The 26,946-nt window shown below is 60.7% G+C and carries 20 protein-coding genes; 9 read left to right on the forward strand and 11 right to left on the reverse strand.

Going from position 1 to position 26,946, the window contains the following annotated elements; genetic code table 11:
* Positions 1-179 precede the first annotated feature (179 nt).
* The 3 genes from KVQ82_RS14100 to KVQ82_RS14110 all read left to right on the forward strand — a co-directional run bounded on the left by KVQ82_RS14100 (position 180) and on the right by KVQ82_RS14110 (position 4,456).
* Positions 180-2,261 carry a bifunctional diguanylate cyclase/phosphodiesterase gene (locus KVQ82_RS14100; RefSeq protein ID WP_222019207.1) on the forward strand — a complete coding sequence of 694 codons (2,082 nt, stop codon included), beginning with the start codon at positions 180-182 and terminating at the stop codon, positions 2,259-2,261.
* Between the two features lie 152 nt (positions 2,262-2,413).
* Complete coding sequence (locus KVQ82_RS14105; protein ID WP_047294160.1) at positions 2,414-3,160, forward strand: SDR family oxidoreductase; 747 nt, start codon at positions 2,414-2,416, stop codon at positions 3,158-3,160.
* 156 nt (positions 3,161-3,316) lie between these two features.
* On the forward strand, positions 3,317-4,456 hold the full coding sequence (locus KVQ82_RS14110) for a kelch repeat-containing protein (RefSeq protein ID WP_108182602.1): 1,140 nt from the start codon (positions 3,317-3,319) through the stop codon (positions 4,454-4,456).
* Between the two features lie 129 nt (positions 4,457-4,585).
* Here KVQ82_RS14110 and mapR read toward each other — a convergent pair whose 3' ends face one another.
* From mapR to KVQ82_RS14125, 3 genes are all read right to left on the reverse strand, one after another.
* Positions 4,586-5,995 carry a GntR family transcriptional regulator MpaR gene (gene mapR / locus KVQ82_RS14115; RefSeq protein WP_008087199.1) on the reverse strand — a complete coding sequence of 470 codons (1,410 nt, stop codon included), beginning with the start codon at positions 5,993-5,995 and terminating at the stop codon, positions 4,586-4,588.
* A 168-nt stretch (positions 5,996-6,163) separates the two neighbouring features.
* Positions 6,164-7,594 carry a cytochrome c oxidase accessory protein CcoG gene (gene ccoG / locus KVQ82_RS14120; protein ID WP_108184388.1) on the reverse strand — a complete coding sequence of 477 codons (1,431 nt, stop codon included), beginning with the start codon at positions 7,592-7,594 and terminating at the stop codon, positions 6,164-6,166.
* A gap of 195 nt (positions 7,595-7,789) precedes the next feature.
* Positions 7,790-8,038 (reverse strand): DUF3203 family protein, encoded by a 249-nt coding sequence (locus tag KVQ82_RS14125; protein WP_222019208.1) that lies wholly within the window; start codon positions 8,036-8,038, stop codon positions 7,790-7,792.
* A gap of 122 nt (positions 8,039-8,160) precedes the next feature.
* On the opposite strand from KVQ82_RS14125, the gene KVQ82_RS14130 reads away from it, so the two are divergent.
* Positions 8,161-8,673, forward strand: a complete 513-nt coding sequence (locus KVQ82_RS14130; RefSeq protein WP_086791075.1) for an MgtC/SapB family protein — start codon at positions 8,161-8,163, stop codon at positions 8,671-8,673.
* A gap of 116 nt (positions 8,674-8,789) precedes the next feature.
* Here KVQ82_RS14130 and KVQ82_RS14135 read toward each other — a convergent pair whose 3' ends face one another.
* Complete coding sequence (locus KVQ82_RS14135) at positions 8,790-8,948, reverse strand: hypothetical protein (RefSeq protein WP_003224520.1); 159 nt, start codon at positions 8,946-8,948, stop codon at positions 8,790-8,792.
* A gap of 217 nt (positions 8,949-9,165) precedes the next feature.
* Here KVQ82_RS14135 and KVQ82_RS14140 point away from each other — a divergent pair, with 217 nt between their 5' ends.
* The 3 genes from KVQ82_RS14140 (at position 9,166) to glgB (ending at position 16,929) form a co-directional block, all read left to right on the forward strand.
* On the forward strand, positions 9,166-11,163 hold the full coding sequence (locus KVQ82_RS14140) for an alpha-1,4-glucan--maltose-1-phosphate maltosyltransferase (RefSeq protein WP_222019209.1): 1,998 nt from the start codon (positions 9,166-9,168) through the stop codon (positions 11,161-11,163).
* A gap of 190 nt (positions 11,164-11,353) precedes the next feature.
* The gene (gene treS, locus KVQ82_RS14145; protein ID WP_222019210.1) at positions 11,354-14,695 is read left to right on the forward strand and encodes a maltose alpha-D-glucosyltransferase; all 3,342 of its coding nucleotides are present in this window, start codon (positions 11,354-11,356) and stop codon (positions 14,693-14,695) included.
* 2 nt (positions 14,696-14,697) lie between these two features.
* On the forward strand, positions 14,698-16,929 hold the full coding sequence (glgB, locus tag KVQ82_RS14150) for a 1,4-alpha-glucan branching protein GlgB (RefSeq protein WP_198759914.1): 2,232 nt from the start codon (positions 14,698-14,700) through the stop codon (positions 16,927-16,929).
* A 147-nt stretch (positions 16,930-17,076) separates the two neighbouring features.
* Here glgB and KVQ82_RS14155 read toward each other — a convergent pair whose 3' ends face one another.
* A complete protein-coding gene (locus KVQ82_RS14155; RefSeq protein ID WP_041067024.1) occupies positions 17,077-17,859 on the reverse strand; it encodes an endonuclease/exonuclease/phosphatase family protein in 783 nt (260 codons plus the stop codon).
* A gap of 541 nt (positions 17,860-18,400) precedes the next feature.
* Between KVQ82_RS14155 and KVQ82_RS14160 the strand changes: the two genes are divergently transcribed.
* Both KVQ82_RS14160 and KVQ82_RS14165 read left to right on the forward strand, forming a co-directional pair.
* The gene (locus tag KVQ82_RS14160) at positions 18,401-18,772 is read left to right on the forward strand and encodes a DUF6124 family protein (protein WP_222019211.1); all 372 of its coding nucleotides are present in this window, start codon (positions 18,401-18,403) and stop codon (positions 18,770-18,772) included.
* Positions 18,773-18,909: 137 nt separating this feature from the next.
* Positions 18,910-19,269: a DUF6124 family protein gene (locus KVQ82_RS14165; RefSeq protein WP_222019212.1), complete on the forward strand. Its 360-nt coding sequence runs from the start codon at positions 18,910-18,912 to the stop codon at positions 19,267-19,269.
* 242 nt (positions 19,270-19,511) lie between these two features.
* On the opposite strand, the gene KVQ82_RS14170 is transcribed toward KVQ82_RS14165, so the two are convergent.
* The 6 genes from KVQ82_RS14170 to KVQ82_RS14195 form a co-directional block, all read right to left on the reverse strand.
* Complete coding sequence (locus KVQ82_RS14170; protein WP_222019213.1) at positions 19,512-22,649, reverse strand: Ig-like domain-containing protein; 3,138 nt, start codon at positions 22,647-22,649, stop codon at positions 19,512-19,514.
* Between the two features lie 332 nt (positions 22,650-22,981).
* Positions 22,982-23,740 carry a PIG-L deacetylase family protein gene (locus KVQ82_RS14175; protein ID WP_041067032.1) on the reverse strand — a complete coding sequence of 253 codons (759 nt, stop codon included), beginning with the start codon at positions 23,738-23,740 and terminating at the stop codon, positions 22,982-22,984.
* A 157-nt stretch (positions 23,741-23,897) separates the two neighbouring features.
* Positions 23,898-24,584, reverse strand: coding sequence for a glycosyltransferase family 2 protein (locus KVQ82_RS14180; RefSeq protein WP_041067035.1), 687 nt, complete (start codon positions 24,582-24,584; stop codon positions 23,898-23,900).
* Positions 24,581-25,180, reverse strand: a complete 600-nt coding sequence (locus KVQ82_RS14185) for an SAM-dependent methyltransferase (RefSeq protein ID WP_222019214.1) — start codon at positions 25,178-25,180, stop codon at positions 24,581-24,583. The genes KVQ82_RS14180 and KVQ82_RS14185 overlap by 4 nt, the downstream gene beginning before the upstream one ends.
* Positions 25,177-25,950 (reverse strand): PIG-L deacetylase family protein, encoded by a 774-nt coding sequence (locus tag KVQ82_RS14190; RefSeq protein WP_222019215.1) that lies wholly within the window; start codon positions 25,948-25,950, stop codon positions 25,177-25,179. The genes KVQ82_RS14185 and KVQ82_RS14190 overlap by 4 nt, the downstream gene beginning before the upstream one ends.
* Positions 25,947-26,945 (reverse strand): acyl-CoA dehydrogenase family protein, encoded by a 999-nt coding sequence (locus KVQ82_RS14195; protein WP_222019216.1) that lies wholly within the window; start codon positions 26,943-26,945, stop codon positions 25,947-25,949. Before KVQ82_RS14195 ends, KVQ82_RS14190 begins: the two co-directional genes overlap by 4 nt.
* Position 26,946: the final 1 nt, after the last annotated feature.

Consider the following 26,946-nt stretch of genomic DNA (forward strand, 5'->3'; position numbering starts at 1 on the left):
GCTCCTACAGGTTGTGATGGTTGCTCCAGAGCCTTGCAAAACCATCAAACAAGCGTTTCATCGGGTTGATGGCAAAATGATTACTTTGTCAGTGCGTTCTTCCGCGCAATCAGTACAATCGCCGCATTTGCCCGGCCGAGAATGGACGCAGTACGGCGCGGGTGGTCGCGAGAATCTTCATGCTCATCGGTCATTATTCCTTCACCCTGGTTTTCATTTCTTTGTGTGTGGCGATCCTCGCGTCCTACACCGCGCTCGATCTGACCGGGCGCATTGCCAGTGCCCGTGGGCGCGCGGTGCATTTCTGGACGGCGGGCGGCGCACTGGCAATGGGGGTTGGCGTCTGGTCGATGCATTTTATCGGCATGCTGGCGTTCAAGTTGCCGATCGAACTGGGCTACGACATTCCGGTGACCGCGCTGTCGCTGCTGATTGCCGTTCTGTCGTGCGGGTTTGCCCTGTGGTTGGTCAGCCAGCCGAAACTGCCGATTCTGCAGTTGGGTTTTGGTGCCTTGATCATGGGCGCCGGCATCAGCGCCATGCATTACACCGGCATGGCGGCACTGCGCATGACGCCGGGCATCGACTACGACCCGACCCTGTTCGGCGCCTCATTGTTGATTGCGGTCGGTGCTTCGGCGGCGGCGTTGTGGATCGCCTTTCGCCTGCGCCAGCACTCGCCTTATGTGCGCCTGATTCGCGGCGGTGCGGCAATCATCATGGGCATTGCCATTGTCGGCATGCACTACACCGGCATGGCTGCGGCGCAGTTTCCCGCAGGCAGTTTCTGCGGCGCGACGCTCGCCGGCCTCAAGGGTAACGGCCTCGACAATCTGGTGCTGATCACCACGCTGGCGGTGCTGTCGATCGCCTTGCTGACCTCGATTCTCGATGCTCGCCTCGAAGCACGCACCGCCGATCTGGCGCATTCGCTGACCCTGGCCAACCGTGAGCTGACGCAACTGGCGTTGCACGATACCCTGACGGGCCTGCCGAACCGCATGCTGCTGGATGACCGGATCAATCAGGCGATGAAGAAGGTCGAGGAGCAGGGCGGCTGTTTTGCGTTGATGTTCATCGATCTGGACGGTTTCAAACCAGTCAATGATGCCTTTGGCCACCACATGGGGGATCAGTTGCTGCGCGAAGTCGGGGGGCGCCTGCGTGAGGATTTGCGCAGTCAGGACACGCTGGCGCGAATTGGCGGCGACGAGTTCGTGCTGCTGGTGCGTCTGACCGAGCCCAACGATGCCCTGAGCCTGGCAGCGCGCCAGGTCGGCCTGATCGGCCAGTCATTTCGCGTGGCCGAGCATGAGTTGCAGATTTCCGCCAGCGTCGGCATTGCCCTGTACCCGGGTAATGGCCAAAGCGCTCAGGAACTGCTGATGAACGCCGATGCGGCGATGTATCACGCCAAGGGCGGCGGCAAAAACGGCTACAGCTTCTTCGATGCCTCGATGAACAGCAACGCACGCAAGCAGCTGCAGTTGCTGCAAGATCTGCGCGCCGCGCTGGAGCACCGGCAGTTCAGCCTGTATTTCCAGCCCAAATTCGACGCCGCCAGTGGTCGTCCGGTGGGGGCCGAAGCGTTGCTGCGCTGGCAGCATCCGACCCAGGGCATGTTGCTGCCGGACAAGTTCATCGATCTGGCGGAGAAGACTGGCCTGATCATCGCCATCGGCGACTGGGTGCTCAACGAGGCCTGCCGGCAGATGCGCGAATGGTATGTGCTCGGTTACACCGACTGGCGCATTGCAGTGAACCTCTCGGCATTACAGTTCTGCCACGCGGGGCTGGTACAGAGCGTGGCCCGGGCGCTGGCGACCCACCACCTGCCGGCCAACAGCCTGACCCTGGAAATCACTGAAACCACGGCCATGAGTGACGCCGATGCCAGCATGACGGTGTTGCAGGAGTTGTCGGACATGGGCGTCGACCTGTCGATCGACGACTTTGGCACCGGCTATTCGAGCCTGATGTACCTCAAGCGTTTGCCGGCCAACGAACTGAAGATCGACCGAGGGTTTGTCCGCGATCTGGAGCACGACAGCGATGACGCGGCCATCGTCTCGGCGATTGTGGCGCTGGGGCAGGCACTCGGTTTGCGCATTGTTGCCGAGGGCGTGGAGACTGGCGTACAGCAGGACTTCCTCACGCAGTTGGGCTGTGACTCGTTGCAGGGCTATCTGTTGGGCCATCCGATGCCGGCTGACGCGTTCATGCAGAACCTCACCCGTGGAAAGGCTCAGGCGGCTGTCTGACTGCAAACGGTGGCGAGGGAGCAAGCTCCCTCGCCACAAAAAACATCTCAGTCTCATGCAGGGTTTTGTCTTGGACAGAGCCCATGCAAAACCGCCCAATGACGGTTATTCTTCACCCCGACTGTTACGTGTGCATTGGGGGAAGGGCCAGCATGGATAAAGTCATGGTAATCACCGGTGGCGGGCGCGGAATCGGCGCCGCTACGGCGTTGTTGGCTGCCGGGCAGGGCTATCGGATCTGCATCAACTATCAGTCGGATGAACAGGCCGCGCAAAGCGTGCTGGAGCAAGTGCGGGCGCTGGGGGCGCAGGCCATTGCGGTGCGCGCCGATGTCAGCATCGAAGACGAAGTCATCGCACTGTTTCACCGGGTCGACACCGAGCTGGGACGGGTCACCGCACTGGTGAACAATGCGGGCACCGTCGGCCATAAGTCGCGGGTCGATGAAATGTCCGAATTCCGCATTCTCAAAATCATGAAAACCAACGTCCTGGCGCCGATCCTCTGCGCCAAGCACGCGATCCTGCGCATGTCGCCCAAGCACGGCGGGCAGGGCGGCAGCATCGTCAACGTCTCCTCGGTCGCCGCACGCCTGGGCTCGCCCAACGAATACGTCGACTATGCCGCGTCCAAAGGTGCGCTCGACACCTTCACCATCGGTCTGTCCAAGGAAGTGGCGGGCGAGGGTATTCGCGTCAACGCGGTGCGTCCGGGCTACATCTACACCGACTTCCATGCGCTGAGCGGCGATCCAGATCGGGTCAGCAAGCTTGAGTCGGCGATTCCGATGGCTCGGGGCGGGCGCCCGGATGAGGTGGCGGAGGCGATTGTCTGGTTGCTGTCCGACAAGGCTTCTTATGCGACGGGGACGTTTGTTGATCTGGGGGGCGGACGTTAGAGCCAATGTTCTGACGCATTTGTGTTTTGTATCGTTGTCAACTGTCAGTTTTGACAGTTTGATCTGTTTGCTGCTGCGCCTAGAGTAGACGTGACGGACATTGGCAAATCGACTCCCGAATTGCGCTGTTCGCCGTGGCTAAACGGGAGCAGCGAAATGTACACGATTTCAGGTGGGAACTTCGAACCAACGGCGCCCCTGTCAGTGCCGCGGGCGTTGCACAGTGCGACATTGCTGACGAGCGGGGAAGTGTTGGTAGCCGGAGGGCTCAATACGGTGGGGGCAACTCTCACCCCCCTCACGTCCGTGCGTTTTGATGCGCTGTTTCCTGGCGGCATGCAATTTGACTTGCACTCGGTGACATCAAGCGTTGAGCGCTATGACCCGACTCGGCAAATGTGGTTATCGGCGGCCCCCCTTCGTATTCCACGTTGGTCTCACACTGCGCTGATTCTTCATTCCGGCTTGGTCATGGTCGTAGGCGGAAGCAATGGAACTACACTGCGCAGTGTCGAGTTATATGACGCCAACAGCAATCGATGGAGCGCCGCTGCTGACGTGAAGACGCCGCGTTTTGCTCACACCGCCACGTTATTGCGTTCCGGAGAGGTGTTAGTGACAGGTGGCAACAATCTGCAGCCCAGCGGCGGTGAAGTCCTCGATAGTGTCGAGCTGTTTGACCCGTCAACGGGCCAATGGGTGGATGTACCCAGTCTGCCTGTCGCAAGAATGGATCACACCGCGACATTGCTCGACTCAGGGCAGGTGCTGGTTGCTGGCGGCTACTCGGCAATTGAAAATGCTGCACTTCGTAGCGCTTTTGTTTTTGATCCGCAGCGTCGAACCTGGAAAGAAGTCGAAGCATTGCCTGCGCCGCGAATGCAGCAAACAGCGACACTGCTCAAAGATGGACGCGTTCTGCTGGCCGGGGGCGCTGGCGAACCATTTGGGGCTGCGTTGCGCAGTGGCGTCCTCTATTGCCCGAATGATGGCACTTGGCAAGGGACGGCTGAGTTGATGGTTGCTCGCAATCGGCACACAGCGACCAGGCTGGCGAGTGGCGAGGTGCTTGTGACAGGTGGGAGCGGGGCATTCGATGTAAATGATCCATGGTCCGCCGAAATCTACCAATCTGCGAAAGATGAGTGGATCCGTGTCGGTGACTTGAGCGACGGCCGTCATTCCCACAGTGCGACATTACTTGGCTCAGGTGCAGTCCTGATCACCGCAGGACAGCTTCCAACACCTGACCCGGGTTACACAAACAGCGCTGAATTGTTCACCAGTGCGCTTTGAACGGCTTTTTGAAGCGAACGTATATTGGTGCGTCCGATGTTCTGGAACGTTTGTTGATTTGGGGGGGGAGGGCTGATTTTTGACATTTGTGTTGGGCGATCTTACCTCATCGCTGGCAACATCTGACTGTCAGAACGACCGCACAATCCGCCCCAATGTCTCCATTGCCTTCTCCGAATCCTCGGTCCACGGGCTGCCGTAATTCAAGCGAATACAATTCCTGAAGCGCTGGGTTGGCGAGAAGATCGGCCCCGGCGCGATGCTGATGCCCTGCGCCAATGCCATCTGAAACAACTTCAAGGAATCCATCTGCGGCGGCAATTCCAGCCACAAAAAGTAGCCACCCGCCGGCTGGCTGACCCGGGTCTGGGCCGGGAAGTAGCGGGCAATCGCCGCGAGCATGGCGCTTTGCTGTTCTTCCAGGGCGTAGCGCAATTTGCGCAAGTGGCGGTCGTAGCCGCCGTGTTGCAGGTAGTCGGCAATCGCCGCTTGCGCCGGCATCGAAGCACAGAGCGAGGTCATCAGTTTCAGCCGCTCGATTTTCTGTGCATAGCGCCCGGCGGCGACCCAGCCGATGCGGTAGCCGGGGGCCAGACTCTTGGCGAACGAACCGCAGTGCATCACCAGCCCTTCGGTGTCGAACGCCTTGGCCGGTTTCGGCGCTTGCTGGCCGTAATAAAGTTCGGCGTAGACGTCGTCCTCGATCAGCGGCACCTGATGCCGGCGCAGCAGTTCCACCAGTTCCTGTTTCTTGGCTTCGGGCATGGTCGCGCCCATCGGGTTCTGGAAACTGGTCATGCACCAGCAGGCCTTGATCGGATGGCGTTCCAGGGTCTGGGCGAGCACGCCGAGGTCGATACCGTCGCGCGGGTGCACGGGGATTTCCACGGCTTTGAGTTTCAGGCGCTCCAGCACTTGCAGGCTGGCGTAGAACGCCGGGGCTTCGATGGCCACCAGATCGCCCGGTTCGGTCACTGCTTGCAGGCACAGGTTCAGCGCTTCGAGGGCGCCGTTGGTGATCAGCAGTTCTTCCATGGGCAGCATCAGCCCGCCGACCATGTAGCGCAGGGCAATCTGCCGACGCAGTTGCGGGTTGCCCGGCGACATGTCGGTGACCACCATGCGCGGGTCCATCTCCCGCGCGGCACTGGCCAGCGAGCGCGACAGACGCTGCAATGGGAACAGGGTCGGGCTGGGGAACGCCGAGCCGAAGGGCACGGTGCTCGGGTCCTTGATCGATTCGAGCACCGAGAACACCAGTTCGCTGACGTCGACTTCGGTGGAGTCGTTGACGTGGCTACTGATCACCGGCTCGGAAAACGGACTCGGCGCGTGGGTGTTGACGAAGTAGCCGGAGCGCGGCCGCGCGCGAATCAGTCCGCGACGTTCGAGCAGGTAATAGGCCTGGAACACCGTGGACGGGCTGACCCCGTAGGTCTGGCTGGCGTAGCGCACCGATGGCACTCGCTGCCCGGGGCCGAGGACGCCGGAGCGGATCAGTTCAGCGATGTCGTCGGCGAATTTTTCGTAGCGTTTCATCGGTATCCCGCGATGGACTGAATTCGGATTGCTTTTTGTGGCGAGGGAGCTTGCTCCCGCTGGGCTGCGCAGCGGCCCCATAAGCTTGTGAGTGCTGCGCACTCAAGCGGGAGCAAGCTCCCTCGCCACAGGTATCGCAGTGTCAAAAGAGAGCTGCATCTTAAAGGTTCAGCGATTCATCGGCGCCACAAACCTGCTTTTCGCCACGCTATAAATCTGCGGCTCGTCGCTGTCGGCGATCTTGAAGCTCAAGGTCTGCGAGCTGCTGGCCGGGCGTTCGGTGGTCATCGCCACCGATACCGGCACATCGACAATCTCACCCGGCGCCAGGCTCAGTTCGGTCTTGCCCTGTAACTGGAAGCCGTCGCCATCCACCAGGCTCAGGGTGTAGTCCTGGCGCTGTTGGGTCTTGTTGATCACCTTCAGGGTGTAGATGTTTTCGATCTGGCCCTGACCGTTCTCGCGGAACAACCCACGATCCTTGGTCACGTCGAGCGAGACCATGGGTCGTTCGACCAAAGCCAGTGCCAGTGCGCCGATCATCACCAGCAGCACCGCGACGTAGCCGATCAACCGTGGCCGCAGCAGGTGGGTCTTGCCACCCTGCAATTCGCGCTCGGAACTGTAGCGGATCAAGCCGCGCGGGTAATTCATTTTGTCCATGATCGAATCGCAGGCGTCGATGCACGCTGCGCAGCCGATGCATTCCATCTGCAGACCGTCGCGGATGTCGATGCCGGTCGGGCAGACCTGCACGCACAACTGGCAATCGATGCAATCGCCGAGACCGGCTTCGGCGGGCTTCACGTCGCGTTTGCGCGGGCCACGGTTTTCGCCACGGGCCGCGTCATAGGAAATCGCCAGGGTGTCCTTGTCGAACATCACGCTCTGGAATCGCGCATACGGGCACATGTGCATGCACACCGCTTCGCGCAGCCAGCCGGCGTTGATGTACGTCGCAGCGGTGAAGAACAACACCCAGAACAGGCTGACCCCGCCGATCTGCAGGGTGAACAGCTCTTCGGCCAGCGGGCGAATCGGTGTGAAGTAGCCGACGAAGGTCAGCCCGGTCATCACGCTGATCGCCAGCCACAAGGTGTGCTTGGCGGCCCTCCGCGCCAGTTTGTTCAGGCCCCACGGCGCTGCTTGCAGTTTGATGCGCTGGTTGCGCTCGCCTTCGGTGACTTTCTCGCACCACATGAAAATCCATGTCCACGAGCTCTGCGGGCAGGTGTAACCGCACCAGACCCGACCAGCGAACACGGTAATGGCGAACAGACCGAACGCAGCAATGATCAGCAGCGCCGAGAGCAAGATGAAATCCTGTGGCCAGAAGGTTGCGCCGAAGATGTGGAATTTGCTTTCGGCGAGGTCCCACAGTACGGCCTGACGACCGCCCCAGTTCAACCACACGGTGCCGAAAAACAGCAAAAACAGAAAACCTGCGCCGCTGATGCGCAGGCGGCGGAACAGCCCGGTGAAACTGCGGGTGTGGATCTGCTTGTCGGTGGAGCCGGCCTTCGCCTTCATTGGGCGACCTGGCACATTTTTAATGGTGGGGCTTGCTTCTACGGTTCGGACGGGGATTTGTTCGCTCATGGTCATTCGCTCATCAGCCTCCATCAGGCGAACGAACTATGAGCGCCGATCTGTTTGCATAACAGACTCAGCTATTTGAATAAAAAGCGGATCAGATGACGTCTGAGCGACGCCCTGCGACAACTTGAAGCAGCCCGCAGCCGCAGGCGCAAACGCCTATCGCAGGCGTCTGCACCGGGTGTTGATCGGGGTCAGTCAAATCACCGAATCACTCTCGTCAGCCTTAAGGTGCCTGCGGCCGTCTTTCGCGCCGGCGACGGTCAAGGCATCGGCCTCTGCTTCAGTGATGTAAACGCGCCGGCTTTCAATTTCCACGAACGACATGGCTTTTTCGCTATCCGTTTTGACTTCCAGGGTGTCGCAGATACGAATTTCTTCGCCATTTTCGACGGTGAAAAAACACACTTTTGATTCGGGGTTGGATTCATCGATTCGAACGGGCATGAGGCTGTCCTTTTTTCATGGGTACCTGAGAGGTTAGGGCGCACGCGTGGCCGATCGTTCTGCGCAACTGATTAATGGTCGCTGCTGTCCATCCATTAACGACAAATAAAAAGGACGGAGCGATGAACGCTTGGTGGCATGAAGTGTGGGTAACGCTGCAAGCGGAGTTCGCCGATGTCGGCGATGCTTCGCAACTGACGCGCATCACCGTGCGCCTGCTGATGGCGGCGGTGCTCGGCGGGATTCTTGGTTTCGAACGTGAGCACAAGGGCAAGGCCGCCGGGGTGCGCACGCACATGCTGGTGGCGCTCGGCGCTGCGCTGTTTGTGCTGGTGCCGCAAACCAGCGGGGCGGAGTCCGATGCCATGAGCCGGGTGTTGCAGGGCGTGATCGCCGGCATCGGTTTTCTCGGCGCCGGAACCATCCTGAAAAACAAGGAAGGCGATGAGGGCCATGTCAAAGGGCTGACCACTGCAGCCGGATTGTGGATGACGGCGGCGATCGGCGTGGCGGCGGGGTTGGGCAGGGAAGCGACTGCACTGCTCAGCACGTTGTTGGCGTTGGGTATTTTCAGCGTAATGCCACGGGTGGTCAGGTTGTTCGAGAAAGAAGACGAGAAAAACCAGCATCTGTAACAACCCGCGAACCCCCTGTAGGAGCTGCCGCAGGCTGCGATCTTTTGATCTTGTTTTTAAAAATCAAAGTCAAAAGATCGCAGCCTTCGGCAGCTCCTACAAAGGGGGCGGTGCCGTCAGACGATGACGGGCGGCATTGTCGTCGGCGGTTCTTCCTTCGGCGGTGGCGTGGTGCCTGGCGGTTCCTGTTCGGGAATCGGCTGCGGTTCGGTCTCGGGCAGGGTGGGTTTGTCGATGTTCGGATCAGGCGTTTCTGCCGGGATCGGGATGTTCATCTGTAGACCTCCGTGTGGCACATGGCGTGAGAAGTGCTTAAGTGGATTGACCACCTGCTGGCGAATTCGATCCGCTTTTTTGCCCAGGCAAATCCCTGTGAACTTTTCCCCGCGCCGGTCGCTCGGAACCTAAGTGAGTTCATGTCGGGGCCGGTGCCTCCTTGTGGACACGGATCCGGCACAAGAGCGTCCTTGGGGCGTAAAGGAGAGAGGCTCGATGTCCGCTGAAAAACCTTCAGAGCAGAGCTATAACCCGCATATGCCGCTGTCGCAGGCGTTACTGCTGCCGCGCATCGTGATCGAAAACACCATGCCGACCCTCGATGGCGGGCAGTTTGCCGTCAAGTCGATCGTCGAGCGTGACGTGATCGTCACCAGCAAGGTCTTTGCCGACGGCCACGACAAGCTGGCGGTGCGCATCCGCTGGCGTGCGGAGGGCGAAGAGAGCTGGCACAGCGAGGTGATGAACGAGTTGGGCAATAACAGTTGGCAGGGGCAGTTTCGTCCCGAACGCCAGGGTCGCTACCTGTATTGCATTGAAGCGTGGATCGATCACTTCGCCAGTTTCCAGTACGAACTGGAGAAAAAGCACAACGCCGCCGTCCCGGTGTCGCTCGAACTGCAGGAAGGCCGCACCATGGTGCAGCAGGCCGCCGAGCGCAGCGACGGTCAGCTCAGCGAACAACTCGCCGCCTTGCATCATGAATTGTCCGGTCTGCTCGAAACCGAGCAGGTGGCGCTGTTCCTGCACTCGCGCAGTGCGCAATTGATGGCGCAGGCCGATCACCGTGCCTATCTGAGCCTGAGCGCCGAATTCCCGGTGGACGTCGAACGGGAACTGGCCGAGTTTGCCAGTTGGTATGAGCTGTTTCCGCGCTCGATCACCGATGATCCCAAGCGTCACGGCACCTTCAACGACGTGCACGCGCGTCTGCCGATGATTCAGGACATGGGGTTTGACGTGCTGTACTTCACGCCGATTCACCCGATCGGCCGCGCCCACCGCAAGGGCCGCAACAATTCCCTCACCGCAGGTCCCGATGATCCCGGTAGTCCGTACGCGATCGGAAGCGAGGAGGGTGGCCATGAGGCGATTCACTCGCAGCTCGGCACCCGCGAAGACTTCCGCCGACTGGTGGCCGCTGCCGCTGAGCATGGTCTGGAAATCGCCCTCGATTTTGCCATTCAGTGTTCCCAGGATCACCCGTGGCTCAAGCAGCATCCGGGCTGGTTCAACTGGCGCCCGGACGGCACGATCAAATACGCGGAAAACCCGCCGAAGAAATACCAGGACATCGTCAACGTCGACTTCTATGCGCCGGACGCGATCCCCAGTCTGTGGGTCGAGCTGCGCGATATCGTGGTCGGCTGGGTCAACGAAGGCGTGAAGATCTTTCGCGTCGACAATCCGCACACCAAGCCGCTGCCGTTCTGGCAATGGCTGATTGCCGATGTGCGGGCACTGCACCCGGAAGTGATCTTCCTCGCCGAGGCGTTCACCACGCCGGCGATGATGGCGCGTCTGGGCAAGGTCGGTTACAGCCAGAGCTACACCTATTTCACCTGGCGTAACACCAAGTCCGAGCTGGCGACCTACTTCACTGAACTCAACGAGTCGCCATGGCGTGAATGCTACCGGCCGAACTTCTTCGTCAATACGCCGGACATCAACCCGGCGTTCCTGCATGAATCGGGGCGTCCGGGTTTTCTCATCCGTGCGGCGCTGGCGACCATGGGTTCGGGCCTGTGGGGCATGTATTCCGGTTATGAACTGTGCGAATCGGCGCCGGTGCCGGGCAAGGAGGAATACCTTGATTCGGAGAAGTACGAGATCCGCGTCCGCGACTTCAATGCACCGGGCAACATCATTGCCGAAATCGCCCAGCTCAATCGCATCCGCCGGCAGAACCCGGCGCTGCACACGCACCTGGGCCTGAAAATCTACAACGCCTGGAACGACAACATTCTGTATTTCGGCAAGCGCAGCTTTGACGGCAGCAATTTCATTCTGGTGGCGGTGAGCCTCGATCCGCACAACGTGCAGGAAGCCAATTTCGAACTGCCGCTGTGGGAGATGGGCCTGCCCGACGACGCAACCACCCACGGTGAGGACTTGATGAACGGGCATCGCTGGGACTGGCATGGCAAGTATCAGTTCATGCGCATCGATCCGGCGTACCAGCCGTTCGGGATCTGGCGGATTACTGCCGCGTAAGACCTTGCTCAAAAACTTGTGGTGAGGGGATTTATCCCCGACTGGCTGCGCAGCAGCCACAAAAAACAACCGCGTAAAACTGAATAAAAGCAGGGCCGCTTCGCAGCCCATCGGGGATGAATCCCCTCACCACAGAGCCCCTCATCACAGGGCAAACGTGTGGTCTGACAGAATTGAACAGGAGTTTCACATGGCGAAGAAACCCAAGGCAGCCACCTTCATCAAAGACCCGCTCTGGTACAAGGATGCGGTGATCTATCAAGTTCACGTCAAATCGTTTTTCGACTCCAACAATGACGGGATCGGCGACTTTCCCGGCCTGATCGCCAAACTCGATTACATCGCCGAACTCGGCGTCAACACCATCTGGCTGTTGCCGTTCTACCCGTCGCCACGTCGCGATGACGGTTACGACATCGCCGAATACCGCGGCGTGCACAGCGACTACGGGACCATGGCCGACGCCAAGCGCTTCATCGCCGAGGCGCACAAACGTGGCTTGCGGGTGATCACCGAGCTGGTCATCAACCACACCTCGGATCAGCACCCGTGGTTCCAGCGGGCGCGCAAGGCCAAACCCGGCTCGGCGGCGCGGGACTTCTATGTGTGGTCGGATGACGATCAGAAGTACGACGGCACCCGGATCATCTTCCTCGACACCGAAAAGTCCAACTGGACCTGGGACCCGGTCGCCGGCCAATACTTCTGGCACCGCTTCTATTCGCACCAGCCCGACCTCAACTTCGACAACCCGCAAGTGATGAAAGCCGTGCTGTCGGTGATGCGCTACTGGCTGGACATGGGCATTGACGGCCTGCGTCTCGACGCCATTCCGTACCTGATCGAACGCGACGGCACCAACAATGAAAACCTGCCCGAGACCCACGACGTCCTCAAGCAGATCCGTGCCGAGATCGATGCCAATTACCCGGACCGTATGCTGCTGGCTGAGGCCAACCAATGGCCGGAAGACACCCAGCTGTACTTCGGTGACACCGATGCCGAGGGCGTCAACGGTGACGAATGCCACATGGCCTTTCACTTCCCGCTGATGCCGCGCATGTACATGGCGCTGGCCCAGGAAGATCGCTTCCCGATCACCGACATTCTGCGGCAAACCCCGGAAATTCCCGCCAATTGTCAGTGGGCAATTTTCCTGCGCAATCACGATGAGCTGACGCTAGAGATGGTCACCGACAAGGAGCGCGACTACCTGTGGAACTACTACGCCGCTGACCGCCGCGCGCGGATCAACCTTGGCATTCGTCGGCGTCTGGCACCGTTGATGGAGCGTGATCGTCGCCGCGTCGAGTTGCTCAACAGCCTGCTGCTGTCGATGCCCGGCACGCCGACCCTGTATTACGGCGACGAAATCGGCATGGGCGACAACATCTACCTCGGCGACCGCGACGGTGTGCGTACGCCGATGCAATGGTCAATCGATCGCAACGGCGGTTTCTCCCGCGCCGATCCGGCGAGCCTGGTGCTGCCACCGATCATGGACCCGCAATACGGTTACCTGTCGGTGAACGTCGAAACCCAGGCCGGTGATCCGCATTCGCTGCTCAACTGGACGCGGCGCATGCTCGCCGTGCGCAAGCAGTCCAAAGCCTTCGGGCGCGGCACGCTGAAGATGCTCTCGCCGAGCAACCGACGCATCCTGGCCTACACCCGCGAGTTCACCGACGCTGACGGCAAGCACGAAATCATTCTTTGCGTGGCCAACGTCTCGCGCAGCGCGCAAGCGGCGGAGCTGGATCTTTCTGCGTACGTCGGCATGGTCCCGGTGGAGATGCTTGGCGGTAACGCGTTCCCGCCCATCGGCCAGTTGAACTTCCTCCTGACCCTGGCGCCGTACGGTTTCTACTGGTTCGCCCTGGCTGCAGAAAACCAGATGCCGAGCTGGCACGTGGAACCGGCGCAGAGCCTGCCCGACTTCACCACGCTGGTGCTGAAAAAACGCATGGAAGAACTGCTTGAAGCGCCGACCCGCAACACTCTGGAGCAGAGCGTCTTGCCGAGCTGGCTGCAGAACCGCCGCTGGTTCGCCGGCAAGGACGCGGCCATCGAGCAGGTCAATCTGGCCTACGGTGTGCGCTTCGGCGATGCCCAGCATCCGGTGCTGCTCAGCGAGATCGAAGTCACCAGCGCCGGGCAGACCAGTCGCTATCAACTGCCGTTCGGGTTTATTTCGGAAGACCAGGTCGGGGCGGCGCTGCCGCAGCAATTGGCCTTGTCCCGGGTACGCCGCGGACGTCAGGTGGGGCTGATCACTGATGCGTTCAGCCTCGAAACGTTTGTGCACGCCGTGCTGCAGGGCATGCAGAGCAGCACCGTGCTTAACTCCGAACAGGGCGAGATTCGTTTCACGCCGACCGCGCAGCTGGAAAAACTTGGCCTCGGCGCTGAATCCGAGGTGCGTTATCTGTCGGCCGAGCAGTCGAACAGTTCGGTGGTGATCGGCAATAGTCTGGTGCTGAAACTGATCCGCAAAGTCGCCTCGGGGGTGCACCCGGAGCTGGAAATGAGCGCCTACCTGACCGAGGCCGGGTTCGAGAACATCTCGCCGCTGCTGGGTTCGGTGATTCGCCGTGATGCCCAAGGCGAAGACAATCTGCTGATGATCGCCCAAGGCTATCTGAGCAATCAGGGCGATGCCTGGGAATGGACGCAGAACAACCTCGAACGGGCGCTGCGCGATGAACTGGCCGACGCCATGTCCGAGCAGGAACAGCATTACAACGCCCTCGGTGAGCTCAAGGACTTTGCCGGCATGCTCGGCCAGCGTCTGGGCGAAATGCATCAAGTGCTCGCGGCGCCGAGCGACAATCCCGATTTCGCCCCGCAAAACACCAGCGCCAAAGACGCCCAAGCCACCGGCAAGGACGTTGCCGCGCAGGTCGAGCATGCGTTGAAGCTGCTCAAGCAACATCAAAGTCATCTGAGCGCGGCAGATCAGAAAATGGTCGCGCGGCTGCTGGACAACAAAAAAATCATCCTCGGCCATGTGCAGGAGCTCGCGCAAAAAGCCGTGGGCGGCCTGCGCATTCGGGTCCACGGTGACCTGCACCTGGGCCAAGTGCTGGTGATCAAGGGCGATGCCTATCTGATCGACTTCGAAGGTGAACCGGCGCGGCCGCTGCACGAACGGCGCGGCAAACACAGTCCGTACAAGGACGTCAGCGGCGTGCTGCGGTCCTTCGATTACGCGGCGGCCATGACCATCAACGTGCATAACGTCGATCACAGTGCCGAGTCGGAAGCGGCCCGGCATCGGGTTGCCGAGCGCTACCTGCGTGAGGCGCGCGAGGCATTTGTTCAGGCATATCGCCAAGCGGCGGCTAGTCTTGATCATGCCTGGCAGGATCCTGCGGGTGCCGACGCAGCGCTCGCGCTGTTCGGCCTGGAGAAAGCGGCCTATGAAGTGGCCTATGAAGCCGAAAATCGCCCCACGTGGCTGCCCGTGCCGTTGCACGGTTTGTATGGGTTATTGACGGGGCTTAAACCCTTTTCCGATCTTGGTGGAGAGTAGTCATGAGTGTCTCGAACAAGGAACAGGGTCACGCTAAAGAAGCGTTATTGCCGACGGCGCAAGACATCGACGCGTTGGTGCGTGCGGAACATCACGACCCGTTTTCCATTCTCGGCCCGCACGGTGATGGTGCCGGCGGGCAGTTCATCCGCGCCTATTTGCCGGGTGCGTTGAAAGTTGAAGTGCTGGACAAGGACAGCGGTGAAGAACGTGGCGAACTGACCGCCACCGAAACCCCGGGGCTGTTTGTCGGGCACTTCGCCCAGGCCCGGCCCTATCTGCTGCGCACGCGCTGGGCCGGCGGCGAGCAAGTGGCGGAAGATCCCTATAGCTTTGGTCAGTTGCTCGGCGAAATGGATTTGTATCTGTTCGCCGAAGGCAATCACCGCGATCTGAGCAGTTGCCTCGGCGCGCAACTGAAGACCGTCGATGGCGTTGACGGCGTGCGTTTCGCCGTGTGGGCGCCGAACGCCCGGCGCGTCTCGGTGGTCGGCGATTTCAACGTCTGGGACGGGCGCCGCCATCCGATGCGCCTGCGCCATCCATCCGGGGTCTGGGAGTTGTTCATTCCGCGCCTGCAAGCGGGGGAGTTGTACAAATACGAGATCCTCGGCGCCCACGGCATTCTGCCGCTGAAGGCTGACCCGATGGCGCTGGCCACCAGCCTGCCGCCGGACACCGCGTCGAAAGTAGCCGCGCCGCTGCAAGTCGACTGGCAGGATCAGGAATGGATGAGCGGTCGTCGCGAACGGCAACAGCATTCGCAGCCGCTGTCGATCTATGAGCTGCACGCCGGATCGTGGCAGTGTGAACTGGACGATCTGGGCGAAGTCGCCCGTCAGTACACCTGGCCGGAGCTGGCCGAGCGGCTGATTCCTTATGTCAAGGAACTGGGCTTCACCCACATCGAACTGATGCCGATCATGGAGCACCCGTTTGGCGGTTCGTGGGGCTATCAACTGCTCTCGCAATTCGCCCCGAGCGCGCGATACGGCACGCCCGAGCAGTTCGGCGAGTTCGTCAACGCCTGTCACCAGGCCGGAATCGGGGTGATCCTCGACTGGGTGCCAGCGCATTTTCCTACCGATACCCATGGCCTGGCGCAGTTCGACGGCACGGCGTTGTACGAATATGGCAACCCGCTGGAAGGCTTCCATCAGGACTGGGACACGCTGATCTACAACTTGGGGCGCACCGAAGTGCACGGCTACATGCTGGCGTCGGCGCTGCACTGGTTGAAGCATTTTCACGTGGATGGCCTGCGCGTCGATGCGGTGGCCTCGATGCTGTATCGCGACTATTCGCGCAAGGCCGGCGAGTGGATTCCGAACCGCCACGGCGGGCGCGAGAACCTTGAGGCGATCGATTTCCTCCGGCACTTGAACGATGTGGTCGAGCTGGAGGCGCCGGGCGCGCTGGTGATTGCCGAAGAGTCCACCGCCTGGCCGGGCGTCAGCCAGAGCACCCAGCAGGGTGGCCTCGGTTTCGCTTACAAATGGAACATGGGCTGGATGCACGATTCGCTGCATTACATTCAGCAGGACCCGGTGTACCGCGCGCACCACCACAACGAACTGAGTTTCGGTCTGGTCTACGCCTGGTCCGAGCGCTTCATCCTGCCGATCTCCCACGACGAGGTGGTGCACGGCAAGCACTCGTTGATCGACAAGATGCCCGGCGACCGCTGGCAGAAATTTGCCAACCTGCGCGCCTATCTGAGTTTCATGTGGACTCACCCGGGCAAGAAGCTGTTGTTCATGGGCTGCGAATTTGGCCAGTGGCGCGAGTGGAACCACGATCAGCAACTGGACTGGTACCTGCTGCAATACTCGGAACACAAAGGCGTGCAGAAACTGGTCGGCGACCTCAATCGCCTGTATCGCGAAGAACCGGCGCTGCACGATCAGGACGATGCGCCGCAGGGCTTCCAGTGGTTGATCGGTGATGACGCGATCAATAGCGTGTACGCGTGGCTGCGCTGGAGCAAGGACGGCAAACCGGTGCTGGTGGTCGCCAACTTCACCCCGGTGCCGCGTCAGTCGTACCGCGTCGGCGTGCCGTTTGCCGGACGCTGGAATGAATTGCTCAACAGCGATGCCGACACCTACGCCGGGTCCAACTATGGCAATGGCGGCGGGGCGTTTACCGAAGAGGTGCCGAGCCATGGGCAGTCGCTGTCGCTGGAACTGAATCTGCCGCCGCTGGCGGTGTTGATTCTCAAGCCGGAGGGCTAGTCCAGCCACTGCTAACCCTGTGGGAGCGGGCTTGCCCGCGAAGAGGTCGGAACATTCAACATCTCTGTTGCCTGATCCGCCGTCATCGCGGGCAAGCCTGCTCCCACAGGCGTTTTCGGTGATCCGGGGATCGCTGCCGCAGCAGGATTACAGGTGCACTTCCACCGCCAATGGCAAGTGGTCCGACAGGTGCGTCCACGGTTTGTTGCCGAGGATCTGCGGGTCGTGGCTGCTGGCATTGCGTAGGTAGATGCGGTCCAGGCGCAGCAATGGAAAACGCGCTGGATAGGTCTTGGCTGGACGGCCATGGTGGCGTTCGAACGCTTCGTGCAAGTAATCGCGGCGGGCGAGGGCGGCATTGCCTTGCAATTGCCAGTCGTTGAAGTCGCCGGCAATGATCACCGGCGCGTCCTCGGGCAAGGATTCGAGCAACTGGCAAAGCAGCTGCAACTGCAACTGGCGATGGCTTTCCAGCAAACTCAAATGCACGCAGATGGCGTGGACTTCGGCGTGGCCCGGCACGTCCAGTACGCAATGCAGCAAGCCACGGCGCTCGGGGCCGGTGATCGACACGTCGAGATTGCGGTATTCGCGGATCGGGTATTTTGACAGCAGGGCATTGCCGTGGTGACCATCGGGGTAAACCGCGTTGCGTCCGTAGGCAAAATCGCTCCACATGCTGTCGGCAAGAAATTCGTATTGCGAGGTTTGCGGCCATTCGTTGTAACGATTGGAATGGCGCTCGTGTTCGCCCACTACCTCCTGCAGAAACACCAGATCGGCCGAGGTGCTGCGGACCGCTTCGCGCAGTTCCGGCAAGATGAAGCGCCGATTGAGGGCGGTGAAGCCCTTGTGGGTATTGACCGTCAGCACGCGCAGGCGATGGATGACGGGTGCGTCGACGACGTGACGCTCGGGATCGCTGGACACGTTCACTCCTCTGAAAAAACGGCTTCCTGTTCATGCGACTGGTCTGTGCGCGGGCAGTTCCTTCCAGATGCCTCAGGCCGTAACACGAATCCCCCGAGCCGCCAGGAAACCTGTGGGAGCGAGCCTGCTCGCGAATGCGCTCGACCCGACAACATCAAAAAACCGAGCAGTCCTCGGACATAAACGTAAACCCGCAGCCACGTTTAAAGTACACGAACCGTTACGCCATACCGGCTACAACGCCTTGCGCCGTTACCTACGCGTGCGCCAGAATCCGCCGGCTTACACGGCTATGCGTTGGGCTTATCGTTTCCCTGTCACTGGAAAACAGTGATCGGGTTTGGTAGCCCATTTCGGTACGGTCGTATGGCGTCACCTTATGTAGCCTCTTTTTGGGGCTCAGTTTTATGGTGGGCATGCGTGGGGCTCATTCGTGAGCGCCGGGTTCCGTATCGACCGGTCTACCAACCCGCGCATGGCCGCCACCCATCGTTTGGTAGCGAGGGTGATGGCTCCTATTTCTCGATACGGAGTTTCATCCATGTTCAAAGCCACACCCAACCCCCCGGACACCTCAATCCCGTACGACCCAGCCCTCGACCCGCAGAAGATAAAAGCGGCCACCGACCGCGCCATCAATTTCTACCTCAACCCCGGCGCACTGAAGATCTCGATCCCTTCAGCCTCGTCATGCAAGGCGAACAGAATCTTCCTCATCGACCCCTCCGTGGACGAAGAAACCTTGCTCGTCGAAGCCTGCGAATCATTAGCCGCCGCCAGCGACATGGCCCGCGACATCAGCGACACCGTCGACCACCCACAGCGCCGGGCCATGCTGATGCTGCATCAGGTGATCATGCTCAGTGAACTGATGGTCAACCGAGTACTGGACGGCCGCCGCGTGCCTCAATAGTCGGGCATCCCTGTAGGAGCTGCCGCAGGCTGCGATCTTTTGATGTTGCGTTTAAAAACAGGATCAAAAGATCGCAGCCTGCGGCAGCGCCTACAGGTCATCATTCATTCAAAATGCCTCGATCGGAGTTCCAACTGATGTCCGAAACCCCACCCAATCCGCCGATCACAGAATCGGTATCGTCGTACGAATCCCTCAACTCCAGAAAACTCCACGAAGCCGCCGAACGCGCCCTCGACCATTACCTCGCGCCCGCACACATCATGGCCACACCGTACACCCCCAGCAGCATGTTCCTGGTCAACCCGCAAACCGATACCGAATCGCTGCTGGCCAACGCCTGCGAATCCCTGGCGTCGGCCACGGTCATGCTCGGCGATTTCGCCGGCACGCTCGAAGGGCCGAGCCGTCATACGGCGTTGGGCATCGCGCAGGTGGTGATGCTGGGGGAGCTGGCGGTGAATCAGGCGCTGGATAATGTTGTGCCAGAGGATTAGGCGCCAGCCGTTGTAGTTACATCGCGAGCAGGCGAAGGCCTGCTTGGGATCTGCGTTGGTCACAGGTTAAGTACCCGGCAAAGATTTCTTGTAGGCGTGAACTTGCTTGCTATTGTCATTAAATAAATCCGTCAGGCTATATTGTATTTGCAACTTTAGTTTATTCCCTGAGTGCGAAAGAAGGACAGGGGCGGGTATTTTAGCCGCCCCTGTAGTTTCAATGTCTGTTACTTTTTATAAGGTTAGGGGGTGAGTATAAAGTTATCAAACAAAACAGCCGAATTAGTGGTGGTGACAATCATTTTTCTTATGCCATTCCCTTGGAAATGAACAGATTTCGCCTGGAACTCGCTCTCTGTTAGAAGTGCTATTTCTCCTAGCAGTCCATCCGTGGAATCATAAAATTTAGCTTTCGCTGGGTAGAGTGTGTGTGCGTAATCGAACGATATAGATGAGTAATTATCCTTGAATGTAAATGTAGACGTGGAGTCGCCACCATTTATCAATAAAAATTTTCCAGCGAGAGGTGGTTCGTAACTGCTATTAGTCCAAATTCCTATATATAGTCCTGATCCCCGGTTGCGCTCTATTGTCATAGTAGGAAGATCCATTCTTCTTGGATAAGTACCACTCCTGTTCTCAAAATCCTCCCTCAGTGGGATTGATGGCGATACGACCACGACCCGCGATCCCGACACCTGTCCACTGCCATACAGCGCAGTGGCAGTGAAGCTGTGAGTGGCCACGCTCAAGCCCGTCACGGTCAGTTCCCACAGGCCGGTCGTCAGGTTAACCGTCGCCTCATCTTTGACGGTGGTGCCATCCTTGATCTGGACTTTCTGACCTTTGGCCCCGGCTCCTGACAACGTGACCGTGGTGTCGACGGTCGTCCCTCCGTTGTCAATTGCTTCCCCTTTGGAGTCTACGGCCTGGGTGATGGTTGGTGCGGTACTGGCTGTCACTGTCAGCGTCCACGGCGTGGATACCTTTCCTTCGCCATACAGGGCGATAGCGGTGAAGCTGTGAGCGGCCACGCTCAAGCCCGTCACGGTCAGTTCCCACAGGCCGGTCGTCAGGTTAACCGCCGCCTCATCTTTGACGGTGGTGCCATCCTTGATCTGGACTTTCTGACCTTTGGCCCCGGCCCCTGACAACGTGACCTGGGTATCGACGGTCGTCCCGCCGTTGGCAATCGCTACTCCTTTGGCGTCTACGACCTGGGTGATGGTCGGTGCGGTACTGGCCGTCACCGTCAGCGTCCACGGCGTGGATACAGTTCCTTCGCCATACAGGGCGGTGGCGGTGAAACTGTGAGCGGCCACGCTCAAGCCTGTCACGGTCAGTTCCCACAGGCCGGTCGTCAGGTTAACCGTCGCCTCACCTTTGACGGCGGTGCCATCCTTGATCTGGACTTTCTGACCTTTGGCCCCGGCTCCTGACAACGTGACCGTGGTATCGACGGTCGTCCCGCCGTTGTCAATCGCTGCCCCTTTGGAGTCTACGGCCTGGGTGATGGTTGGCGGGTCGAGCGCTTGGGGAGCGCCCACATTGAAGTCCAGTGGCTGCGAATACCGAGTGCGCTCCTCCGCACGTTCGACGAAGTACCTGGCCTGGACCGTGCCGTCCTCGTTGCCCTTGATCAAATCGGCGCCGATGGGGAACGGCACCTCTCTACCGGCGGTGAACGAGTTCAGTATGATCCAGTCGCTGTCCGGGCCGGTTTTCGAGCCCACCCACTCTCGTGTCACCTTGTCGCCGACCAGGGTATTGAGCCAGGTGGCGCTCAGGGTGGTGCCGTTGCGATCGGGGTCGAGGACGTTGTCGACCACACCGTCTACCCTCGGCATCGGCAATTCCAGGCGTGGCTCGCCGACCGCGAGCAGCGGCGCGTGTTCGGACTCGCGGATCGCATTGATCGCGCTGTAGCGATCCAGCTTCGCCAGTACGCCGTCGTCGCTCAGCAATTGGTAATAGAGCTCCAGCGTGCCACCTTCCAGAACCTTGATATGGGCACTGTCGACAGTGATGTACAAAGACACTTTATCGTTGACGTCGCCATGGGTGATCGGTCGCAATGGCAGGTCGGGCAGGTACGGGGTGAAATCCGGCAGGGTGCCGAGCCAGAACAGTTTGATTGCCTGACCGGCCTCGAACGAGTCATCCCAAGGGATTTCAATGCGGGTGCGCGGCAGGTCCGGATCGAGTGCCCCTTGCTCGGCGTCTTCGGCGATTGGCGCCTTGAGACGCTGGAGTTGACCGATGACGCTGATGAACTGCCCTTTGGACAACATATCGGCCGAGCCATCGGCTTTCTGGATACGGTATAGCAGCACCATCTGGACCTTGGCAAAACGGCGCAGCAGGGCATTGTCGATCGGTATCTCAAGGATGCTCGGTACGCTCTCCACGATCACGCCCGGCAGCTCGCGGTCGATCGGTGTCCCTTCTACCGGCGTGCCTTTGAGTTGGAGGAACACGGTGTCGCCCTTCGCGAACACCTTGCCGTCCATGGCAACGACCTGCCCGGTGCCCTTGGCATCGCCCAGCTTGTCGAGATCCAGCACGTTGTTCAGCGTTTCCTTGAGCAGGGGCGCCAGTGGGCGCGCCGTGTCGATACTGACCACCACTCGCTGGGCGACACTCCAGTCCTCGGAACGGTTGTCGACCTTGTCGTAGAGTTCGAACGCCACCGCCAGCCCGGTGCTGTCAGAGTCCCCCGCGTCACGGATCGTGGCTTCGTCGACATGGATGACGATGGGGGTTTTGCCTTCGACCTGGTCCTGGGTCAATGGCGGGCTTAGCACGTAGACCCCGCCCCAGCTCAGGCGGATCACGTCACCGGAGAAAATGTTCGGGTACGGTTCAATCCTGATGTCGACGCCCGCGGCCACGTTGTCCTTATCGATGCCACCTTCGAGAATCTCGCGGGGAATGTGCATGATCAGCTTGGAATGGCCCGGTTCTTCGTTGTCATCATGGCCACCGGGGCGGGTGAGCTTGACGAACACCTTCATCACTTCTGAGGGCTCGGCCGTCTGGCCCAGGCGGGTCACGCTGTAGGAGACATCGAAGTTGCCGGCCAGGATGTGCCGCGGCTCCACGAACAACTGCAGTTGGGTGCCGACCTCATTTTTCTCCACGGTCTTTTGCAGTACCCGATTGTCGGGCCCCCAGAAAATAACCAGGCTGTCGCCTTGCCCCATGGGTCCCCAGGGGCCGGCCGTGCATTGCAGGCCGTGGCGCGGGAAATTGTCCAGTACCGCCGCAATGTTCAGGCCCCACACATCAGGACTGGTGGAGATCGGTTCCTTGGTGCGCCCGGGAATGCCCAGCTCGCGCAAGAGGTTGGTGTGCTCGTCGGGGGAAGGGGATGAGGCCATGGGAGGTGCTCCGGTCGAGGGCTGGGGGACTGAGTGATTTAAAGCCTGACGGAGTGAAGCTGCCTACTGTCAGATCTGACAGGTCGGGAGGGGTTTTCGATGAGTGGTAGATGTTTCGCCGGGGATGATTCTCGGCCAATGATACTGGGGTGTCGATCTCACCTCGTGTCACAGGGCGTTTTAGCAAGAGACTTTTTTTTAAACTGGATCTGCCCTGACGAAAATCCCTTGTGGCAGCGGGCTTGCTCGCGAATGCGGTGTATCAGTCAGCAATTTAAGCGCCTGACACTGCCTATTCGCGAGCGAGCCCGCTCCCACAGGGGAAAAGTGTTTCAGATGAGGACGATTTCGTACGGCAAGCGCATGCGCTCGAGGATCACCCGTGGCAGCATCGGCGCAATGCCGATCGCCGGTTCGCCCTTGAGCTGGCTGGCATAGGCATGGGTGGCGTGGCTTTTGCGCGCCACGGTCCAGGTGTCGAGTCGCAGTTTGCGCGCACGTTCCCAGGGAATCAGGTTCTGCTCGCGCTCCGGCCAGTGCCAGGCCCAGACCGGCACGTCATGGAAGGTCGCGCCGACTTGCGCAGCCGCTTGGGCACTGGCACGGCCGACCGCTTCATGGTCGTCGTTGCTGTCGTTGCGCCAGGTGCTGAACACCACGTCGCCGGGGCGCAGGTAGCGCGCGATGAAGTGGGTGATGTCAGCCTCGCAGTCGAGCAGCGCGTTGTCGGTAAACCCGCCGCGTACCCATTTCAGACTGTGCATCGGCAGGCCGAGCCGGCGCAGGGCTTCGACGCTTTCCTGGGGACGGAATACGCTCAGGCGTTTTTCCGACCATTGTCGTGAACCCGGATGGCTGGCGCTGCCGTCGGTGATCGACAGCAGTTGCAGCGGATGACCGAGGCTGGAAAGCAGTTGCAGGAGACCGCCACAGGTCACCACTTCATCTCCCGGATGCGGGGCGACCACGACGGCACGGGCACCGGGGGGAACGAGGCTGTGGGTGTTGATGACGGGAATGTTGTCCAGCTGCGCAGCGCTGTTCCATATCTGCGCCGGCAGCGAGTGTTCGCTGAGGAATAACGGTTTCATGGGTATGACGTCCTTGTTGTGTCTGGCCCTCAGGCGTGTCTGCACCGTGGAAAATCAGGCGCGCGCGACCTGTGAAGGCGGATGGATTGCTGTGCGACGCTCCGAACCCTGGATTGCCGCGCAGCAGAGTATTGCTCATGAAAACCGGTTCGTCGCGTCACAGATCAATCTGATCCGCTTTTTTTATGTCTATCTGTACCATTTTTCGCAAGTAATCACCGAATCCGCCCCGGGCTCGGCTGTCCAGACGGGCGCTGGTGTGCACTTGCGGGCGATGGCTCCAGGCAATGTCGGCACCGGATAGCTCCAGTTGCCGCACCAGTTGGACATCTTCATCGCAGGCCAAAGGTTTGAACCCCCCGGCCCAACGATAGGCGTCCGCGCTGATTCCGAGGTTGGCACCGTGAATGTGCCGATGCCCGTCACGCGCTTGATAGTGGCTGTGATAGCGGATTTGCGCGGCTTCGTCGAAGGATTGATCCCAGTGCTCGACGGTTACCGTACCGCATACCGCGTCGGCGCCCAGGCCCAACTGCGCCACCAGCCAGTCGTCGGCCACGCGGCTGTCGGCGTCGGAGCAGGAGATCCAGCGTGCACCACGCTCCAGCAAAACCTGCGCGCCGGCGGCACGGGCCTGGCCGACGTTGCGAGCGTCGATGTGCAGGCTCAGCACCGGAAAGCCGCTGACAATCTGTGCCGACCGGTCGGTACAACTGTCGAGCACCACCAGCACCTCCACCGGTTCACCGGCCAGCAGTCCATGTTTGCTGGCACGCAGAGCGGCTGTCAGGCACTGCTCGAGCAAGTCTTCTTCGTTGTGCGCGGGAATCAGAATGCCGATCATCGCAGGCCCTCCAGTGCGGCCACCGAGCGCGGCTCGCGGCTCCAGACCTCAAGGATGAAGTCGGCTTCCTGATGCAGCGCCAGACGTGGCAGCGGCAATTGTTCGTGAATCAAGTCATGCACCTGGCGGGCATTGAGCGGGCAGCCGTCGATGGACGGGCGCCAGTGGCACGCGAGCAATTGCCCGTCTGCGGTCAGGGCATCGCTGATGCGCCGGATCACTTCTGTCAGATCCTGGGCATCGAGGTAGTAGCCGACTTCGCTCAATACAATCAGGTCGAATTTTTCCTCCGGCCAGTCGCCGGGCAGGCGACTCTGGCGGACTTCGGCGTGGTCAAACAGGCTCAATCGGTTGCGCGCCAGGTTCACCGCCGCGCTGGCGGTGTCGCAACACAGCAGACGGTCACAGCGGCCAGCCAGTTCGGCGCTGAGTTCGCCATTGGCGCAACCGGGTTCGAAGATCGCCCGATAATGCGCGCGGGGCAGGGCGGCGAGGGTGATCGCGCGTTTGCGTTGTTCGTACCAGCGCTCGCGAAACGCCCAAGGGTCATCGCTGGCGCGGAACAGGCCTTCGAAGTAACGATCATCGACACTCACAGGAACACCACTTCGAAGGGTTGCAGCAGACGATCCAGCACGTACGGCGCCAGCACCGGTTGCAACCCGGCTTGCGGGTCGCCTTCCAGTTGGCTGGCAAAGGCATGCACCGCGTGGCGTTTGCGCGCCACTTGCTCGGCTGACAACAGGATTTTGCGCGCGCGCTGCCACGGCACCGCGGCGTCTTCGGGGGAGGCCCAGTGCCAGGTCCATACCGGCAGTTCGTGGCAGGTGGCGCCGACCCGGCGTGCGGCTTCGATACTGGCACGGCCGGCGGCTTCGTGATCGCAATGGCCATCCTCGCACCAAGTGCTGAACACCACATCGCCGGGGCGCAGGTGGCGTTCGATGAACGCGACCAGCGACGGCTCATCCGCGGCAACCTGGCTGTCGCTGAAACCGCCGCGCAGCCATTTCATCCGGTGCAGTGGCACGCCGAGGCGACGCAGGGCTTCCGCCGATTCCTGCGGGCGCACCACGCTCAGACGTTCGACTGGCCAGCGCTCGGAGCCGGGATGACTGGCGCTGCCATCGGTGACCGAGATCAGTTGCAACTGACGCCCGGCGGCGGCCAGTAACTGCAACATCCCGCCGCAGCCAAGCACTTCATCGTCCGGGTGCGGGGCGACAATCACCGCCCGCGCGCCCGGCGGCACCAGACTGAGGACATCGACGCTGTCCAGCGCCGCCAGGTGCCGGGAATGTTGCCATTGCAGCAGGGAAGTCCCTTGGTGGCCGATGATCGGATCGGGTTTATTGGCGACATTCATAGCGTCCAGGCCTCCTCGGGGTGTTCAGCCAGCACTTGGCCAAGGGCCGCCAGATCACGCTCGGCATGGCTCTGGCGCAGGAACACCGGCAGATCGGCGCTCAATCGGGCGAAGTGCCGATCCTTGCAGAACGGAGCGGCACCCAGCGCCCGACCGGCCTCGCGCATCACTTGCTCAGCGGATTGTTCGACCACAGCGCGGGCGCGCTGGGCCAACAGTCGGGCATCGGCTTCGGGGTGCGCATCAATGTGCAGAGCACTGAAACGCAGCACATTCGCCGCTGCGTACAACGCCGCATCGACCGCACCGAGGTGGGCGAGGGCGTGTGGCTCCTGGCGTTGCGCGCAGTGTTGCCGCAGTGCCTCGGCGATCTGCCGTGCCGCGCCGTACCAGCATGCGGCAATACCAATTCCGCCTTGCCAGAAACCGGGGCGCTGCAGGTAATCGCCAGGGCTGCCGATGGCTTGGGCTTCGACGCCGTCGAACAGCACTTCGACGCTGCCGGTGGCCCCCATGCCGACTGCCTGCCAGCCCTGATCGGTGATGGTCACCCCCGGTTGATCGAGCCCCACCGCCACCAGTTGCTGGCGATCTTCGGCGTCCCACGCTGTGAGCAGTGCGTGGCTGAGCACCGCCGCACCGGAACACCAGGCCTTGCGCCCGTCAAGGCGCACCATGTGCCCGGCCGGTCGCACGTGCACCCGCGCCTGCGGCGGTTCCGCCGCCCACATGCCCCAAGTGCTGCCCGGCGTGGGCGTCCCCCCCAGTTGTTCGATGATCGCCAGTGCGTCGGTGTGGCCTTCATAGAGTTTGCACAAGCCCAAGTCGTGTCCGCCGACTTCGGCCAGACGCTGAAAACGCTCCAGCGTAAGACCACTGCCCGGTAACGGCAGTTGATCCAGCCCGGCTTCGACCAACGCTCGCAGGCAGTGGCCGAGGGCGGCGGTGTCGGCGTAGTCCGGCGGGCGGCGCGCCAGATAGTGCTGCAGGTCCATA

This window comes from Pseudomonas sp. AO-1 (assembly GCF_019775695.1).
Classification (GTDB): Bacteria; Pseudomonadota; Gammaproteobacteria; order Pseudomonadales; family Pseudomonadaceae; genus Aquipseudomonas; species Aquipseudomonas parakoreensis.